The organism is Tessaracoccus sp. MC1679 (genome assembly GCF_014164775.1).
GTDB lineage: Bacteria > Actinomycetota > Actinomycetes > Propionibacteriales > Propionibacteriaceae > Arachnia.
Genome location: NZ_JACJGB010000011.1, coordinates 18,066 through 33,088, shown reverse-complemented (window position 1 = coordinate 33,088; position 15,023 = coordinate 18,066). Strand labels below are relative to the sequence as shown.

Annotated in this window: 17 protein-coding genes; 3 read left to right on the top strand and 14 right to left on the bottom strand. The window is 67.5% G+C overall.

The features are described from left to right. Positions 1–273: 273 nt before the first annotated feature. From H5398_RS15630 to H5398_RS15565, 14 genes are all read right to left on the bottom strand, one after another. The gene (locus H5398_RS15630; RefSeq protein WP_182800704.1) at positions 274–1,200 is read right to left on the bottom strand and encodes a hypothetical protein; all 927 of its coding nucleotides are present in this window, start codon (positions 1,198–1,200) and stop codon (positions 274–276) included. Then, positions 1,194–1,823 carry a hypothetical protein gene (locus H5398_RS15625; protein ID WP_182800703.1) on the bottom strand — a complete coding sequence of 210 codons (630 nt, stop codon included), beginning with the start codon at positions 1,821–1,823 and terminating at the stop codon, positions 1,194–1,196. The genes H5398_RS15630 and H5398_RS15625 overlap by 7 nt, the downstream gene beginning before the upstream one ends. A gap of 2 nt (positions 1,824–1,825) precedes the next feature. Continuing rightward, positions 1,826–5,005: a LysM peptidoglycan-binding domain-containing protein gene (locus H5398_RS15620; protein ID WP_182800702.1), complete on the bottom strand. Its 3,180-nt coding sequence runs from the start codon at positions 5,003–5,005 to the stop codon at positions 1,826–1,828. Beyond that, positions 5,002–5,418 (bottom strand): TadE family protein, encoded by a 417-nt coding sequence (locus H5398_RS15615; RefSeq protein WP_182800701.1) that lies wholly within the window; start codon positions 5,416–5,418, stop codon positions 5,002–5,004. The genes H5398_RS15620 and H5398_RS15615 overlap by 4 nt, the downstream gene beginning before the upstream one ends. Next, on the bottom strand, positions 5,418–5,846 hold the full coding sequence (locus H5398_RS15610; RefSeq protein ID WP_182800700.1) for a TadE/TadG family type IV pilus assembly protein: 429 nt from the start codon (positions 5,844–5,846) through the stop codon (positions 5,418–5,420). The genes H5398_RS15615 and H5398_RS15610 overlap by 1 nt, the downstream gene beginning before the upstream one ends. Position 5,847: 1 nt before the next feature. Beyond that, the gene (locus tag H5398_RS15605; RefSeq protein ID WP_370586152.1) at positions 5,848–6,231 is read right to left on the bottom strand and encodes a TadE family protein; all 384 of its coding nucleotides are present in this window, start codon (positions 6,229–6,231) and stop codon (positions 5,848–5,850) included. A gap of 11 nt (positions 6,232–6,242) precedes the next feature. Then, the gene (locus tag H5398_RS15600; protein WP_182800698.1) at positions 6,243–6,431 is read right to left on the bottom strand and encodes a hypothetical protein; all 189 of its coding nucleotides are present in this window, start codon (positions 6,429–6,431) and stop codon (positions 6,243–6,245) included. A gap of 152 nt (positions 6,432–6,583) precedes the next feature. Beyond that, positions 6,584–7,489, bottom strand: coding sequence for a type II secretion system F family protein (locus H5398_RS15595; RefSeq protein ID WP_182800697.1), 906 nt, complete (start codon positions 7,487–7,489; stop codon positions 6,584–6,586). Beyond that, positions 7,486–8,331: a type II secretion system F family protein gene (locus tag H5398_RS15590; protein WP_255443807.1), complete on the bottom strand. Its 846-nt coding sequence runs from the start codon at positions 8,329–8,331 to the stop codon at positions 7,486–7,488. Before H5398_RS15590 ends, H5398_RS15595 begins: the two co-directional genes overlap by 4 nt. Before the next feature lie 11 nt (positions 8,332–8,342). Next, positions 8,343–9,905, bottom strand: coding sequence for a CpaF family protein (locus H5398_RS15585; protein ID WP_182800695.1), 1,563 nt, complete (start codon positions 9,903–9,905; stop codon positions 8,343–8,345). Further along, on the bottom strand, positions 9,902–10,678 hold the full coding sequence (locus H5398_RS15580) for a hypothetical protein (protein ID WP_182800694.1): 777 nt from the start codon (positions 10,676–10,678) through the stop codon (positions 9,902–9,904). The genes H5398_RS15585 and H5398_RS15580 overlap by 4 nt, the downstream gene beginning before the upstream one ends. Next, on the bottom strand, positions 10,678–11,328 hold the full coding sequence (locus H5398_RS15575; RefSeq protein WP_182800693.1) for an SAF domain-containing protein: 651 nt from the start codon (positions 11,326–11,328) through the stop codon (positions 10,678–10,680). Before H5398_RS15575 ends, H5398_RS15580 begins: the two co-directional genes overlap by 1 nt. A 3-nt stretch (positions 11,329–11,331) precedes the next feature. Continuing rightward, positions 11,332–11,976: a hypothetical protein gene (locus H5398_RS15570; protein ID WP_182800692.1), complete on the bottom strand. Its 645-nt coding sequence runs from the start codon at positions 11,974–11,976 to the stop codon at positions 11,332–11,334. Beyond that, positions 11,973–12,887: a ParA family protein gene (locus H5398_RS15565; protein ID WP_182800691.1), complete on the bottom strand. Its 915-nt coding sequence runs from the start codon at positions 12,885–12,887 to the stop codon at positions 11,973–11,975. Before H5398_RS15565 ends, H5398_RS15570 begins: the two co-directional genes overlap by 4 nt. Positions 12,888–13,378: 491 nt before the next feature. Here H5398_RS15565 and H5398_RS15560 point away from each other — a divergent pair, with 491 nt between their 5' ends. The 3 genes from H5398_RS15560 to H5398_RS15550 are packed head-to-tail and all read left to right on the top strand — an operon-like array spanning position 13,379 to position 15,017. Continuing rightward, positions 13,379–14,236: a hypothetical protein gene (locus tag H5398_RS15560; RefSeq protein ID WP_182800690.1), complete on the top strand. Its 858-nt coding sequence runs from the start codon at positions 13,379–13,381 to the stop codon at positions 14,234–14,236. Between the two features lie 5 nt (positions 14,237–14,241). Beyond that, the gene (locus tag H5398_RS15555) at positions 14,242–14,400 is read left to right on the top strand and encodes a hypothetical protein (RefSeq protein WP_182800689.1); all 159 of its coding nucleotides are present in this window, start codon (positions 14,242–14,244) and stop codon (positions 14,398–14,400) included. Continuing rightward, positions 14,397–15,017: a prepilin peptidase gene (locus tag H5398_RS15550; RefSeq protein ID WP_182800688.1), complete on the top strand. Its 621-nt coding sequence runs from the start codon at positions 14,397–14,399 to the stop codon at positions 15,015–15,017. The genes H5398_RS15555 and H5398_RS15550 overlap by 4 nt, the downstream gene beginning before the upstream one ends. The last annotated feature ends 6 nt before the right edge of the window (positions 15,018–15,023 follow it).

Here is a 15,023-nt window from a genome sequence, read left to right as displayed (position 1 = left end):
ACGGCGATAGGATCGTCGTCATACGAACATCTCAACTAGTCATCAGGGGGAACGATGGCCTGCTCTCGATGCGGTGGTTCCGGCCACAACATCCAAACCTGTGACGTCCCGCGCGGGCACTCGGTGGTGCTAGCAATCGACTTGAGCGCTGGTTACGGCCAATGGCAGCCCGACTGTGCCGAATGCTCCTGGTCTGGGACATGGCATACGGATCGGGATGAAGCCCAAAGTGAGGCACAGAGTCACCACGACGATACTCGCGGGTGACTCTGCTCACTTCACCACGACTTGGATCTCTCCGATTCTGACTGTGCCGCTGGTTTCACGCTGGTACGGGATGACTCCGGACTGGCCGATGCCGGTCCATGCCACCTCCCAGTTAGAAGTGGCGGTGATGGTGTACTCACCCTGCTTGCTGTAGCCAGCTTGCCGTCCGCAGACCACGGGGGTCTGTGGCCCCATGGTGCGCGGGTCGAACCGTTGGCCGATGCCGCATTGGATCGCGGGGGTGCCGTCGCCGAGGTTCCAAGTGATGTTCTTCAACCGGGCGGTAATGGTCACGGTGTAGCCGCGTTCGGAGGCTGAGTCGGTGATGGGGCCTGTGGTGTTGGGGCTGGTGTTGTCGGCCCACAGCCACACTGGAAGCCCGACCGCGCCGAGGGAGTTGGCGTTGGTGGCGAGGGACTCGGGCGCGATGCCCATGTCGATGGGTTGCAGGTTGACTCGGGCCAGGGCTCGCCAGGCGAGTACTTCTGGGTCCGGGGGCGGGAGATCTGGTGCTGCGGGTAGCCATCGTTGGAAGGCGAGGCCGAAGTCGGGGTCAGCGCGGTTGGATGTGGGCGGGGAGCAGTCGTAGATGGCGCCATCGGTGTGGCCGCCCCAGTTCACGTGGGTGAGCGGAGGTTGCGGACTGGCCGGCTTGCACCAGGCGCCTACTGCGTTGCTCCAGGTGCCGGCGGCGGTGGAGCAGTTGATCTTGACGCCTTGGTAGGAGCACGTGGTGGCCTCCTCGCCTCCGCGGCCCCCGCCCTGGTCATCGGGTTGACCACTGCCGCCGCCACCTTCCCCGGGGCCGCATTCCTCAACCCGGCAGGACCCATAGTCGTTGCAGACTTGGGTAGGGCAGGCGGAGGCGGACGGCACCCAGACAACGCTGAGGAGGATGACTAGCGAGATCGCTGCCAGTAGCCGCTTCAGCACTTCGCGAGCTCCGTCTCGGACAGTGCCGCCCGCCAGCTGCCGTCGGGCATCTGCTCCATGATGACCTTGACCTTCATGGTCTGATCGGGCTGGATGACGTTCTCGCCCGGCTGGCCGGTGTCGACGTCAACGGTCTGCAGATGAGCTGGGTCGAAGCAGTAGTTGATCTCTGACGTCGTGACCCCATCGGTGTTGGTGGTCGGCTCAGAGATCACCGCGTCACGGAAGATCACAGTGCCTTTGCGCATCAGGTTGTCGTGACGTAGCTGCACGATTCCAGTGACTGCGTCTGTGGCTTCCTGGCCGGTGGTGACGTATTGGATCTCGGTCAGATCGTTCAGTTCGGGGTCGCGGGCGAACTTGTCCTTGACCCTGTTGTATTCCTCCCAGGCTGCGCGGATCTCGGCCTGTACCGGTGACTCGTCGGTTGGGGTGTCGGGGAACGACTCGACCACCGTCGGGGACGGGGATACGGTCGGGGACGGGCTGGGTGTCGGGGCCGCGCTGGATGTGACCGCCGAGGGGCTGGTGCTGGGGGTCTGTGTGGGTTGGGTGTCGGGGGTGCAGCCGGCGAGGAGGATGCCCGCGGTCAAGGCAGTAATGGCTAGACGTCGTGGGTTCATCTCTAGATCATCTCCATCAGGTCGGTCACAGTCGCGCCCTCGTCGAGTCGGCGAAGGAAGTCGGTGGTTTCGGGTTCGGGTGGGCAGTCGAAGCCTTCCAGCTGGGCGAACAGGCGGCTGGTGGCTTCGTTGACGGCTCCGCGGTTGTGGCGGGCGTAGGCGGCCAGGATCCGCATCCGCCACAGTTGTTCATCGCCTGGTTCGATGTCGATGCCGGTGGCCAGCGTGTGTTCGCAGGCGAGCCACTCTTCGTCGACCAGCTGCCGCAGTGCCAGTTCGTAGCAGACGTCGACGATCCTGGAGATCATCTTCTGTTGGATCGGTTCGGCCCAGGCGTAGTAGAGGTTCCGCACTGCTGCGCTCTTGAATGGTGTGCCGCGGACCAGGCTGATCGCGGCGGCGAGCTGCTCGGTGCTGATTTTGGTCAGCGGGGCGCGGGTGGCAGCTTCGAACTGGTGCCAGTCGCAGTCGACACCGGTGAGTTGGAAGGTGTTGACGTCGAGGCGCAGCTGCCCGTCGGCCATGGTGCCCAGCCACTTCCGCAGACGTGACGTGGCGGGATCCCGGGTGGTGGAGTTGTTCTCCTTGCTCCGGTTCGGCCAGATCGCGTCGTCGATGCTGCGCGCTGTGATCGCGTCTTCAGTCAAAGCCAGGTAGGCCAGGTACTCGGTGAGCCGTGCGGCCCGGTTGGGTTCAACAACGCCGTCGGCGCCTTCCAGTTCGACGGTGCCAAGCACCTTCAGGTAGGGGGTGCCGGCGACAGGCCCCAGGATCGGTGCAGCGGGGTCCGCGGCGGCAGCCTGCTGGGAGTTCGCCGCCTCCACGGGGGTGGTGTGCCCGGTCTGGGTGGTGTGGTCGTCCTGGTGGAGGTCGGTGGGTTCGGGGGCTGTGGGCTGGTCGGCGGGGGCATCGGGGTTGGTGTGGTGGTGGAGCCAGTCGGTGGCATCGTCGAGGAGGGTGTCGATGATGTCGGGGCTGGTTTCGTTGTGGATGGGTTGGGCGTGGTTGGCGACGTCGACGACTTCGAGGACGCGTCGGTAGCCCTCGGTGGTGATGCGTTGCGGGATGAGGGCCAGGCCGAGGGGTTCGAGGATGACGTTGTTCTGGTCGTGGAGGTTGATGGTCCACTCCCCTGCTGTGGTGCCGATCGCGACGGAGGCGATCGCGACGCGGGGCAGTTCGGTGAGCAGTCCTTCGAGTTGGTGTTGCTGGGTGGGGGTGAGTGGCTGGGTGAGCATGACCACTTCGGGGAACCAGGTGGAGGGGGCTACGGCGGTGACGCGGGCGTGGTGGAGGTCGGGTGCGTCGTCGAGCTGCATGGCGAGGCGATCGCTTTGGGCGCGGCGTTGCAGGTCGTCGAACAGGCGTCCGACGGTGGGCAGGTAGCGGATGCGGCCGGTTTTGAGGACGTCTTCCATTTCGGGGAAGGCGCCGACGATGGTGACGGTCAGGTCGTCGGCCCAGCTGGAGGTGGCCAGTTCGATGGCCATCGCTGCCAGGATCTCTTCGGCGTCGGCGGGGTCGCCGTCGACGTTGATGGATCCCACTGCCTCGAGGTCGGCCAGGATGTGGGCGTCTTCGAGGTCCTGGCCGAGGCACACCAGTGAGGGGTAGGGCGCGGGGATCTCGGCGAGGGCGTCGCGGTCGAGCTGGGTGTCGTCGTCGGAGTGGTAGGACCACAGCATCCCGGAGGCGGTGCCGATCCAGGGCGCGGGGAGCTGTTCGGGTTCCTGGGTGTAGATCTCGAAGGTGGTGCCGGTGAGGCGGGCGACGCGGATCTCGGGCAGCGCCGTGTTGGTGTCTCGGCAGTGCTGGGCGAGTCCGCGCAGCGCGAGGTCGACCTCCTCGATGGCCAGCGGGTTCTGCACGGCGCGGAGCTCGAATTCGACGGCCGCGGCGGCGCCTTCGGGCATGGCCAGCTGTGCGCCGCGGGCGCGTTGTCGGCGCTGGAAGAACCGGCGGGAGGCGATCAGCCCGACGACACCGCTGGCGGCCAAGGCGCCGACCCCGAAGGAGGCCCGCACACCAACCATGTTGTCGGTGTCGTCTTGGTCGATGGTGTCGGTGATGACCGGTTCCGCGGCGGCACGCCGCGGGTCGGCCTGTGCCCGGCTGGGGGTGGTGGGGTCTTGTGCCGGGGTGGTCGGCGGTGTGCTGGGGGTCTGGTCGGCGGGTGGCGTGGGGGCGGCGGTGTCCTCGGCTGGGGTTGCCGCGTCCGGCGTCGAAGGGGTGACGGCTGGCGGCTCTGCCGCTTCCGCTGGCGTGGGATCCAGGGTGGGGGGTTGGGGGGTGTCGGGGGTGATGGTGAGTTGGGTGCCGTTGACGATCAGGTCGGGGTCGGTGAGGCGGGCGCCGTTGGCCTGGGTGATGCCTTGGTTGTCGTCGAAGATCTCCATGTAGCGATCGCCGTCGCCGAGGTGTGTTTCGGCGATGTCGTAGAGCGAATCGTCGGGGCCGACGGTGTGGGTGATGGTCTCCGCCGACGACGCAACAGCAGCGGCGGGGGTGTCGAGGGTGATGGTCAGGTGGGTGCCGTCGACGATCAGATCGGGGTCGGCGAGGCGGGCGCCGTTGGCCTGCGTAATGCCGCGGTTCTGTTCGAAGATCTCGGGCCAGCGGTCGCCGTCGCCTAGGTAGGTCGCCGCCAGGCTGTACAGCGAGTCGCCGGGGCCCACGGTGTGGGTCGCGGTGGCCCTGGCGGCCGCCGCTGCGGCCGGGGCCGGGGTGCCGGTGTCGGCGGCGTCGGTGGGGGTGGTCGCGGTGACCGAGGTGGTGGTGATGGGTTGTGGGGTGGTGGTGTCGGCGTTGGCGGTGCCGGCGAGGGCGGGGGCGGCGATGAAGGCGAGCATGGCGGCGCCGACGAGGCGGCTGGCTGCTCCTTGTGGGAGCGCGAAGCCTGGCATGCGGGGGGCGGGTACGCGGCGGATGGCTGCCCAGATCTCGACCAGCAGGGCGATGGTGAGGTAGAGCCAGGCGAGCCAGGCGATGATCGTGAGGATCACCGAGATCAGGGTGCCGTCGTCGCGGGCGGTGAGGGCGGCGAGGATTTGGGTGAGTGAGGGCAGGCCGGTGGGCAGGAGTGGTGCGGTGATCCACCACAGCAGCAGGGGGACGCCGGCCAGCAGGCCGGTCAGGACTAGGAGGGCGAGGACTCCGAGGATTCGGCGGGTGAAGTTCATCATCGTGTCGTTCCTTGGTAGACCTGCTTGGCTTCGGCTTCGGCGCGACCGGTGACGGTGATGCTGCCGACACCGATCGCGGAGAGCATCACGGGGGTGAACACCACCCGGGTGGTGACGGTGATGGTGGCACTGGTGACGGTGATGTCGCCGGCCACCCCGGCGGCGGCGAGGTAGGCGGTGGCGGCCTGGCGGCCGCGGGTGACGTCGACGAGGCCGGGGCGGCCCAGGATGGGGTCGCCGGAGACGGCCTGCCCGGCTGCGCGGGCTGCTTCCCTGGCGACCTGATCGGCTCGCTGGGTGGCGCGCAGCTGCGCCCCGCCGTCGACGACCAGGCCCATGATCATCAGCACGGCGGTGGTGATGATCACTGCCCACAGCGTGACCGACCCGCGCTCGTTCCGGCGGCGGCGCATCAGCGTTCCCGGTAGGTGTCGATGGGGCTGGCTGCGTCGGCGGTCAGGGTCACTGTGCCGGGGATGCCGGGCAGCGACAGGTCGCCGAGGCCGACGACGCAGGTGACTGCCACGCTCACTGCGGCGGCCTGTCCGACGGCGGCGGTGAATCCGGAGGTGTCGACGTCGGTGCTGTTGCTGGTGCAGGACAACCCGTTGGAGGCCAGGGAGAATCCGGCGACCCGGGCGGCGTCACTGGCAGCGGTGCTGCGGTCGCGGGCCACGGAGGCTGCGCGGGCAGCGTCGTAGGCGACGGCTTGGATGGCTTGGTGGGCCAGCGCGAGCCTGCCGGCCATGATGATGGCGCTGAGGATCAGCAGGGTGGCGGGGATCACGATGACCAGCTCCAAGGTGGCTGATCCTCGCTGATCGCGGACGAGGGGGCGCATGTCAGGTGATCCTCTCCAGCGGCATGGTGGCGCTCTGGTGGATCGGCATGTCGGGGATCAGGAAGTCGAGGAGGTTGGGTGAGTCGACCGTGACCATCACGGTGGTGGTGGTGGCCGTCGAGGACGCGGACACCGACACGTTGCGGGCGCCGGCCGCGGTGGCGAATTCGCGGGCGGCGGCTGCGCCACGACCGGTGGTGGAGTCATAGGCTGCTGCGACTCGGGCGCCTTCCTGGGCGGCTGACATCGCGACGTTGCGGGCGTGGAAATACAGACCTGCCTGGACGGCTCCGAACAGCATGATCAGCAGCACCGGAAACAGGATCACCATCTCGATGGTGACCGACCCGCGCTGCCGACCTGGTGCGCACCGCCGCCGAGACACAGGAATCTGTTCTAGACGGGGATCTTCGCGACGTAGCCGTTGATGATGGCGACGATCGCTGCGATGACGGCGACGGCTGCCACGGCGATACCGGCGGCCCAGATCACCTGCTGCAGCGTGATGTCGCCTCGCTGCTTCTTGGCTCGCAGCACGGCGGGGGCGGCGATCATGACGCCGATCAGCCAGTGGAGTGCATTCATAGTTGAGGTCCTTTCAAGGTTGGGCCTTCTCCTTCGAGAGGGCCAGTTTCGGCACCCAGGTGTGACAGGTGACCGCTGTTTACTTGGCAGATCTTGCCTTGCGAGGTGTTCACCCAGCTATGAGGCGTAGCGGCAACGGGGATGCGTGGGTGTCAGTTCATGGTGAGCATCGCGAGCAGGGCCGGTACCACCAGCAGTGCGAGGAACACCAACCCCAGCAAGGCGATGGGGGCGCTTCGCTTGGTGGAGGTTTCGTTGGCTGCGGTCAGCTCGCGGGCGAGGTGTGCTTTGCGCATGGCCTTGGATCGCTGCTTGAGGGTTTCGTAGACGCCGGCTGATTCGGTGCCGGCGATGCGCATGATGTGGCCGAGCTCGGTGAGTTCGGTGACCATGTACCGCTCCCCCAAGGCGCCGAGCCGTTCCCAGGGGGCCACCCCGGAGAGCCGTGAGTGGGTCAGTTCTTCGGCGAGCCGTTGAAACACCCACGAGTCGGCCACTTCGGCGGCGTCCTCGAGCGCCTGCCTCGGGGATGTGCCGGCGCGACGTTCCATCGCCACCAGGTCCATGTAGGAGCCCAACACGTAGGTGAACTCGGCTCGCGCCTTCCGCGCGTTGTCGCGCACGTTGTAGTCGGGGATGAAGCTCAGCACCACGGCCAGCAGCAGGCTGCCCACCACCGGGATCCCGATCGGCATCGGCACACCCAGCAGATACAGCAGCACCGACATGACGGTGGGCAGCATCAACCCGACCGCGGCGAAGGTGGCCTTCTGCGCCAGGAACCGGTGCGGTGGGATGCGCAGCATCTCCAGTTCCGCCTGGGGCACCTGAATCCGGGCCCCAAGGCGGCGCTGCAGCCAGAACCCGAGCCGATCCTCCGCCGTCTGCCCCACCACACCCCCGCCGGTGGCGGTGGGGTTGTTGACACCGGCGCTGCTGCCCGCCAACTCCAGATAGGCGCCCAGCGCGGGGTGCCGCGGCGCGTACCGCATGATCAACACCACGGGGCCGGCTGCCAGCAGGGTTCCCGCGATCAACGCCAACTGCAGCTCCGTCATGACTGAACCCTCTCCAAGAGTCGCGGCAGGGGCTCAGCGCGGTTCATTTTCCGCAGCCACACCAGCACCCCGACGTAGCAGGCCAGCAGCAGGGCCAGAATCGGCTGCCCGAGCGGGGTGCCGTAGGGCGCGACGTAGGCCCCACCCAGGAGCAGGAACCCGCCGAACACCACCACCGTGATCAAGGTCACGTAGCGCACGGTGGTGGTCTGCCGGGCACGCTCCGCTTGCACCATCCGGCGAGCGGCCACGTCTTCGGCCACCGACTCAGCGAGGTCTTCCAGGATCCGGGTCAGGCCGATGTTGCGCCGCCGTGCACCCAGGATGAGGGCGCACACGATCTTGTCGGCGGTGGTGTCGCCCAGATCCTGGGCGAATCGTCGCAGGGCCTCCTCGCTGCTCATCCGCGACCGCAACCTGGCCACCAGGGTGTTGACCTGTGTCTGGATGGCTGCCGGGGCCGAGGCCTGCGACGCGACGATCGCCTGTTCCAGGCTCACACCGGCCCCCAGCACACCTGAGAGGGACCGGGTCCACTCCTCCAGCGCATCGAGCCGTTTGATGCCGGCCTGATCCGCCCCGCTGCCCAGCAGGTACGGCAACCCGACGAGCGCGGCCGGCACCACCACGATGAGGATCACCCATCCGGTGAGCAGCCCGGCCACCAACCCGATGACGGCGCCGACGCCCAGCTTGATCCACGTGGCCCGCGACACGCGTGTGCCCGTGCCGGTGGCGTGGGTGCGCCGCGGCTTCGACGTGGCCTCCGGCACAGGCATGAACCCGAGTACGGCCAGTGCGATCCCGACCCCGATCAACGCAGCCGCCACCGTGGCGATCATCGCGGGGCTCATCAGCTGAGGCCCCGTTCGCGGACGAAGCCGTCGTAGTCGAAGCCGGCGTCGACCAGGTCCTCCACGTAGGGCGGGACCGTGTTGGCCTTGCCGACACCGGTGCCGTCGTCTTTGAACACGTCGGTGAAACTGACCCCGTCTGCGGTGAGCTCGATCGCGATGATCTCGGTGACCCGACGGACCCGGCGGACCCGCTCCCCCTTCGCGGCGATGTTGACCTTCTTGATGAACGCCACGTAGTTGATCGCTGAGGCGATGGTGCGGGTGGCGTAGCTCTCCGACACGCCAGGGACCTCGAGGCAGCAGGTGACCAGCTTGTTGTACGTGTCGCGGGCGGAGCGGGCGTGGGTGGTGGAGATCGAGCCACGGCCACCCTGCATGGCCTGGATCATCGCCATGATCTCGCCGCCGCGCACCTCACCGACCAGGAGCCGGTCGGCGTTGTGGCGAAGCGAGCCGATCAACGCCTCAGAGATCTCGAACTTCCCAGCCTCGCGGCCGTCGGGGCGGAACTCCCCCTGCCCTTGGCGGGCCTCGATCCCAAACACCCGCGGATGCTTGTTCGGCATCCGCTCCAGATGCAGCTCGCGGTCGGTCTCGAACGTGATGATCCGTTCGCTGGGCGGCAACGCCGCACACAGCGCCCGACACAGCGTCGTCTTCCCAGCGCCCTGCGCTCCGGACACCACGATCGACTCCCCCGCGCGGACCACCGCGCCGAGGAAGTTGGCGGCCAGCGGCGTGAGGGTGCCTTTCGCGATCAGATCGTCGAAGTCGACGTCGACCATGCCGTGCAGACGGATGGTGACCATCGGCCGCAGCGTCACCCAGGCGAATGCCGCCAACCGGGCCGACTCCCCCAACGGCAGGTTCATCTCCGGGGTGGCGGGGCTGAACGGTCGCGGATGCTCCTTGGAGCGCGAAGCCCAGAACTGCAGGTCGGCGATCAGCTCCTCATCGCTGTCGGCCACCGCCGGCCCGTCGCACATGGTGCCGTCTTTCAACTCGATGTGCACCACATCGCAGCCGTGCAGTTCGATGTTCTCAATCCACTTCGAGTCGATCAGTGGCTGGAGTCGGCCCAGACCAAACAGCGCATCGAACACCGCCCGCCGTATCTTCCCGGCCTTCGCATCATCGGGCTGCAGCCCCATGCGCATCTCGTCAGCGATCATCCGGTCAACCAGCTCGGCGATCACCCGCCGCCCCAACGCCTGCTCCTCGTCCTCGGTCGAGTTCGACGTCCGCTGCTCGGCGATCGCGTTGGTCGCCGCGATCCGCAGCGCCTTGATCTGAGCCCAATCCAGATCCGACTGATCCCACACCTCATCGACGTAACCGGGCGGAGGACCGAAGGTGTGCTGAACCCGCGGCGCGCTGCGCTTCGGCGTCTGCGCCCAGGCCGCGGGCAGCTGCCGCACCGTCGACACCACCGACGGACCCGTGGTGCCTGAGGTGACGGGCTGGGGGTCGATGACCCGCAGCGGATCCGCGGCGTGGTCGATGCGGTTCCAGTCGTCTCGGAAGAACTCGAAGTCATCGAGCGGGATGGGCTGACTCATGCCTGTACTCCTTGCACGCTGCGGCGCGACGCCTCGATCTGGGTGCGGATCGCCGAGGCCGCGGGGGGCAGCGACCTGTACAGCGGGCTGCGATCGAATCGACGCCCAGGCTTGGCGCCCAGATGGAACACATCGGCGGTGGTCGGGTCGTTGGGCAGTGTCGTGATCACGGGCAGCTTGAGTTGCTTGGCCACATCATCGGCCGAGTAGGGGTGCCCAGGACTGATCAACAGCAACCCGGCGCGCCCGGAGTCGGCGCCCACGATTTCGGTGAGGTGGTCCGCCCAGTACTTCGCGGGCACCAGCGCCGGCAGAGTGCTGCGGGTGACCAGCGCCACCAGGTCGGCTCCTTGGAGGAGCGCCGTCGGGCTCCCGGTCATCCCGAGCCGGCCAAGATCGACCAGGACGTCGATGCCGGCCCCGTCGAGCTGCTGTAGCTGTGCCACCAGCGGGTTCCAGGCGTCGTTGATCACCGCCGCGTGGGAGGGGGACCGTGGCCCGGACAGCAGCCGGATCTCTGTGTTGGGGACCAGGGTGGCCACGTCCATCAGGGGCGGAATGGTCCCGGTTTGGCGGTAGCGCACCGCCAGGTCGAACACTGACACCACCCCGTTGGGGGCGTATTGGCGCATGTAGCCGGTCAGCATGGCCGATGAGCCGGTGGGGTCGGCCTCGAGCAGCAGGCACGGCCTCGGCCAGGCCAACGCCAACCCGATGGCGGTGGTGGACACCCCGGGCGACCCGGCGGCGGAGCACAGCACGATGACAGCCATCAGGCGCCCTTCACGATCAGCGCGAGACGGCCGGTGGCCGAAAGGGTGGCCACCAGCGGCGCCTGGTCGGCGTCGACGGTGACGTTGACCACGGTCATGTTGGTGTCGATGACCGCCTCGGTGGTCACCACCATGGCCTCCACGTCAATCACTGGGGCGTCGGCCACGACGTCGTCGCCTTGGCGTGGGGTCGAGATCAGCTGCACCACCTGACCCTGCTTGAGGCCGCCGGCGGGCATCTGCGGTGGGGTCAGCGCCACACCGACCAGCGACTGGCCTTCGGTGGGGGTGATCCCGGACCCTGTTGAGCCGGGGACCAGCAGCGCCCCCTGAGGCAGGTCGACCATGGCGGTTTGTCCCACCAGGGTGGGGAGCCCGTCGGCCGGGGTGGTGCGCAGCGCAGGATCGGGATGCACGTCGACGGTGGCCAGATCCTCGACGGTCAGCTGGGCACCGCGCGGGATGTCGCGGCTGGCCACGACCACCGGCACGGTGTCCTTGACCATGTTGACCACCGCTCCCGACAGCAGAGCGCCCACAGCGATCAGCAGTGCTGCCAGCACCCACAGCAAAGGGCGGCGGCGGTGCTTGACCTGGGTCAGCGCGACATCCGGGGTCGGCTCTGCGGTGGGTGGGGTGGTCTTCAACATGGTTCAGTCCTTGAAGTACGTGGTGAGGGCTTCTCGTATGAGATGGGTGCGGTCGCGGGCCCCGAGCTGGTTGACCAGCTGATCGAGGTAGTCGAAGTCGGAGGGGACGAGCCGGTAGGCGAACAGCTTGGTGTTGTCGACCACCGGCGCCGCCTTCGGTCCCCTCGCGGCGAACCCGCTGGATTGAGGTGGCGACGGTTCCTGGGTGGCGGCCAGGATCCCCGGCAACTGGTCGAAGTGCTTCTCGATTGCGGCCACGACTATGTCGCCGGCAGACATGCCGGTGACCTCACGGTGCCGGGCCACGGCCGTGACCAGGCCAGTGGGGAGGTTCGCTGATGAGGCTCTGTGTAGATCTCGCGGCTCCTTCCGTGCCCGCACGGGATTCTCCCCTACCGGCGGTTCACCTCCGGGGGCCGCGGCCGTGGTGTCCACGGGCGCAACCTCCGGCGGCGGGGGCTTCCGGCGGGCGAGGCCTCGCACCGGATTCCCGGCAGGGCGCTCCTCCGGGCCGCTGTGGTCTCGGGTCGGTGCGGCGGGTGCTGGTGTGGCGGCGGGTTTGAGGTAGTCCGGCAGCGCCCCCAGATCCTCAACGTCCTCGGGGTGCGCCAGCCGGCTTCTGGCGGGATAGGCGTACTGGTCGCTCACGACGCCTCCTCCGCCTCGAGGATCAGCGCGGCCACCTCGGCGGCCAGTTCGGCGTAGTCCTCGACCATCGAGGTGGAGGACTGGGGCAGCGATTCCGGGATGCTCACGGTGGGGTCGCTGCGGCGGGCCCGGAGGGCGCGGAACCTCTCGCTGGGGTCGCTGGCCGCCCTGTCGACGAGTTCACGCACCAGGAGGCCTTTGAGTCGGCATTCCTGCGCGGTCTTCTCCGAGGAACGGATCGCGGTCTGCAGCAGCGGAATGGCGCTGTGGTCGTCGGCGAGGTTGTCCAGCACGTTCTGCCGCACCCGGGTGGCGGTGCTCTGATGCCCGAACAGCACCATGCCGAGCCATCTCAGTTCGGTGTTGTCTTTACGGGCATGGCTGACCAGCGGACCCAACACCTGCAGCCCCTCCCAGGACGCGGGGTCACTTCGCAAAGGGACCAGGATCCAGCGTGCCGCGGTCAAGGCCATCTGCTGCAACTCGCGGTTCCCAGGCGGGGTGTCGACCAGGACCATGTCGTATTCGCCCTCGGCAACGGCCTTCCCGAGCGCTTGACGCCACCCCTCCCCCACCGAACCGGCAGGGATACCAGGGCCCGCGCCGTAGGTCATCGGCAGCAACCAGTTGAGTCGCGCCCCTCCAGGGATCCAGTCAATACCGGGGCGCACGTCCCGGACGATGTTCAGAGGAGTTCCCTCAACGATCGCATCGACAACACCGCGGCCCGCGTCGTCGCCTTCGTGGCCGACCAACCCGAGGTCGAGCTTCAGGTTGCCGGAAACGTCGAGGTCGACGACAAGGGTGCGCGAGCCTTCCCGCGCGAACTCACCGGCAAGGTTGGCGGTCAGGCTGGTCTTGCCCACACCGCCCTTGCCGTTGGCGAGTGACACCACTCGTGAGAGGTCCATGTCGTCGATCCCTTCCGACTCAGATAAGGCCTGAGCTGGTCACCAGACGTGACAGCCCACTTTGTTGGAGCCGGGTCCTTGCCCAGCATCGTGGTCCATCCTCCGACGTCGACGCCACAAGTCGTAGCGCAACACACCGCCGCCGAGGCAAAATCACCCCAACACCCACAGTATAGGGCCCCATATAGGGCCCTATATAGGCACTATATGGGGGATCACGGGGCTTCCGGCCTCCCTCGTCAGGAGGCCGTCCCCTATATAGGGGGCCATATAGGGCCCTATGTTGCGCGCATATAGGCCCCTATATAGGGGGATTGGGTGGGGTTGCCAGTGACCGTCATTGGGTATAGGGCCCCATATAGGGGGCTATGTGGGGCCCTATATGACCCCCTATATAGGGCCCTATGTCGCAGCAAGACCGCGGGCCGGTGCTGTGTCACGGGCGCAGCTCGGCGCGTGCACTTCTTCTGGAGGGGAGAGAGGGATCAACGATGGCAGGCAGAACACGCAAGAGTGTCCTGGAGCTCGACGCCGGCGCCGGGTCGATGCCGGGTCTGGCGATGGCGGCGACGACACCGCTGGCCGACTTCGAGGCGAAGGAGACCAATCGTGAAGGTCTGGCCGAGTTGGATCGGATGACGGAGGCCAGCAACCGGCTGACCCGCGCCCAGAAGGACCGTGAACGGATCATTCCACGCGATGCATCCGGGCCTGCCAATGCGGCGACCAAGATGCGCGTGCCAGAGTTCGACGAGATCCGCACACCCGTGTCGGGTCGTCAGATGAAGGCTCGGTCCAAGCTGAAGCGCGCCACGCAACGCCGGTGGACACAGGCGCAGTACCGGGCAATCCAGGAGGCCATGTCGTCGGCGGAGTCGTGGCAGCAGCTCACCGACCAGCTCTCTGCGGCCCAGGGGGACACCGATCTGCTGCCTGCACGTGCCCTGCAGAGCGTTCAGCGGATCGACCGCTCCATCCGCCAGTACGAGGAACGCAACGACCGGCAGCACCTGGTCTACGCGAACGTGCAGCTGCCGGAAGGCTTCGACGCCTCCAAACTGGAGAACTACCCGGCAGTCCACCTCGACCGCTGGACTGCCGGCTCACACAACCTCCACGAGCTCTCCAAGCCTGGCCAAACCGACAACAACACCTACGTGATCGAGTTGGCCACCCGCCGGGGCATGTACCTCGGACAGTCCGACGGAGGCAGCGACACGGCACACCTTCTGCCGCGGGGGATGAGCTTCACCGTCGAGAAGGTCTACGAGGCGCGGTGGAAGGGCCCCGACGGCCACACCGGAACCAGGCGAGTGATCCGCCTCCAAGAGATCCATCAGGAAGGATGACAACCATGACCACCACCGACCAGAACAAGCCCCGGAAGCGCAAGCCACCGCTGCTCGCTGACGGGCGCGAGGAGCTCTTCATGCCGGAGTGGCTCAAGACGGGCAGCTACAACCTGCTGCGCGTCGACGACAAGAAGCAACCGCCCAAGCCAGAGACGAAGTGACTCTCTTCCTCCTGGCGACGGGGGCCGCAGTGGGGGCCACGCTGGGCGCAGTCCTTCGCCAGCGCCGCTACCTCGAAGCGGACCAGCCGGCGTTGCGATGGTGGGCGGTCGTCATCGCGGCTTCATCGTGCGCGGCTGCGATGGGGCTGATGGCGTGGCGCATCGACGATCCCGTGTCCCTGCTGTTGGGGTGCGTGTTCGTCGCTGGGGGAGTGGTAGCCACCTGGACTGACTTGGATGCCCATCTGCTGCTCGACGCGCTCACGTGGCCGCTGGCTGGTGTGTTGCTGCTGATCATCACCGCGGACGCGGCGACGTCAGGGCACTGGGAGCGGTGGTGGGCAGCTGTGCTGGCCGCGGGCGCCGTGGCAGGTGTGCTCCTGGCGTGGGCGGTGTTCGGGTCTTTGGGCGTGGGGGATGTGAAGTTCGGGTTGTCTGTTGGGCTGGTGCTGGGCTACGTCGGGGGATGGCCGCTGACGCTGCGTGGGGTGCTGGTGTCGTTGATCCTCGCCGCGGCCGCGGCGGTCGTGCTGCTGGCTGTCGGGCGGTCACGCAAGTCCCATCTGCCGCTGGGGCCCGCCCTAGTAGTGGGCGTTTCTGGTTGCCTGCTGTGGTGAGCCAGG